At 70.9% G+C, this 1366-nt stretch carries 1 protein-coding gene and 1 pseudogene; both read right to left on the bottom strand.

The window, feature by feature from the left end; genetic code table 11:
* Nucleotides 1-240: hypothetical protein (locus CA984_RS47575; protein ID WP_423229367.1), on the bottom strand; the 240-nt coding region annotated here is incomplete at its 3' end.
* Between the two features lie 203 nt (nucleotides 241-443).
* Nucleotides 444-1366 (bottom strand): annotated as a pseudogene (locus CA984_RS46935) (hypothetical protein); the annotation flags it as partial.

The following is a 1366-nucleotide window of genomic DNA, read 5'->3' as shown; positions in this document are numbered from 1 at the left end:
GGGGGAGTCGGGCCATGCCGCCCCCGGCGGCTCCGGAGACGCGGGACGGTCGGGACGCGGCCCGGGCTGCGGAGAGCCGGACCATGGGGTGGGGACTTCGTCCTCGGGGTCGGCGAACCAGTCGTAGGGGGCTCCGCCGTCACCGGGAACCGTCCACGGCTGGGCTGCCCCGGGCGCCGGCACCGGCCACGCCGAGGGGTCGTAGGGCTGATCGTCACCTGTGAGATCGGTCCGGGGCACGGGAGGCGAAGGCTGGCCGAAACTCGGCGGAGGCGTCGCCGGTGCAGCCGAACCCTCGGCTTCGCGTTCGTGCTCGGACCCGGATTCCTGGCCACGCATACGTCGAAGCGTAGCGATAGCCGGAGAGCGGCATGCGGGTATGGGCGTTCCTGGCCGTATCGCCCGCCGGTTCTGTGAGGGAAATCGACTCGATGAGCCCTTGCTCAAGGACGCTTTCCGGTCAGCGAACGGGACTCCAGCGCCGGGGTGACCGTCGCGTCGGTGGCTCCGAAAGCCGCCTGGTTGAGTTGCTTGACCTCGGACTTCTTCGGCAGGTGCCCGTCCTTGTACTGGAACCAGACCATTACGGCATAGTGCCCGTGGCTCCACCCGCCCGCGAACGCCTCACCCGTGCCGAGAAATTTGGTGACTTTATCCTTGCCTGGAAGCGCCTTGAGGTATTCCTCCCGCGACTTGCCGGCTCCGACCGAGGCGACCTTGGAGGCCGCCGCCGACGTTCTGAGGTTGGCCACCCCCACGGTTCCGATGATCTTTCCTGAGGCGTCCCGGAAGCTGGCGCGCAGGAACTGGGTGCACTTGCCCGCGGTGAGTGCCTTCTGCAGCTTGGCGCCCACCACGGCGTCCTTGCACTTCTTGTCGTGCCTGCTGGTGGTCATCAGGTAGCTCTGGCCGCCGAACGTCACCTTCCTGCTCTTGAACACCTCCTTCAGTCCGAGGGGGTGGCGGTCGGTCGCCCGGGAGGCGGCGAACCCGAACTTGCCCCCCGGATTGCTGGGGATCGGCGCGTCGGAGGCCTGCGCCGGGGGGCTCGCCGTACTGGGCTGCGAGGTCGGGTCGGAGTTGGCGAGCATGGCCAGGCCGATGCCTCCGGCGACCAGCACGCCGAGACCGCCGGCCGCGATGAGGATCGGCCGCCGGGAGCGCGGACCCTCGTCGTAGGGGCTCCACATCGCCTGCCGGGGCTGTTCCGGTTGCGCGGCCCGACGCTCCGGCTGGTCGGCCCGGCGTTCGGGTTGTTCGGCCCGGCGTTCGGGCTGCGCGGGCTGCTGGGGCTGCGCGGGCTGCTGGAGTTGGTCGGGGTGCCGCGCGGGCCGGGGAGGCTGCGGGGGCCCGGCGGCGGCCGTGG

This window comes from Streptosporangium minutum (assembly GCF_002149035.1).
Taxonomy (GTDB): domain Bacteria; phylum Actinomycetota; class Actinomycetes; order Streptosporangiales; family Streptosporangiaceae; genus Streptosporangium; species Streptosporangium minutum.
The sequence above is the reverse complement of the archived record's forward strand: the minus strand, read 5'-3'. Positions and strand labels throughout refer to the sequence as shown.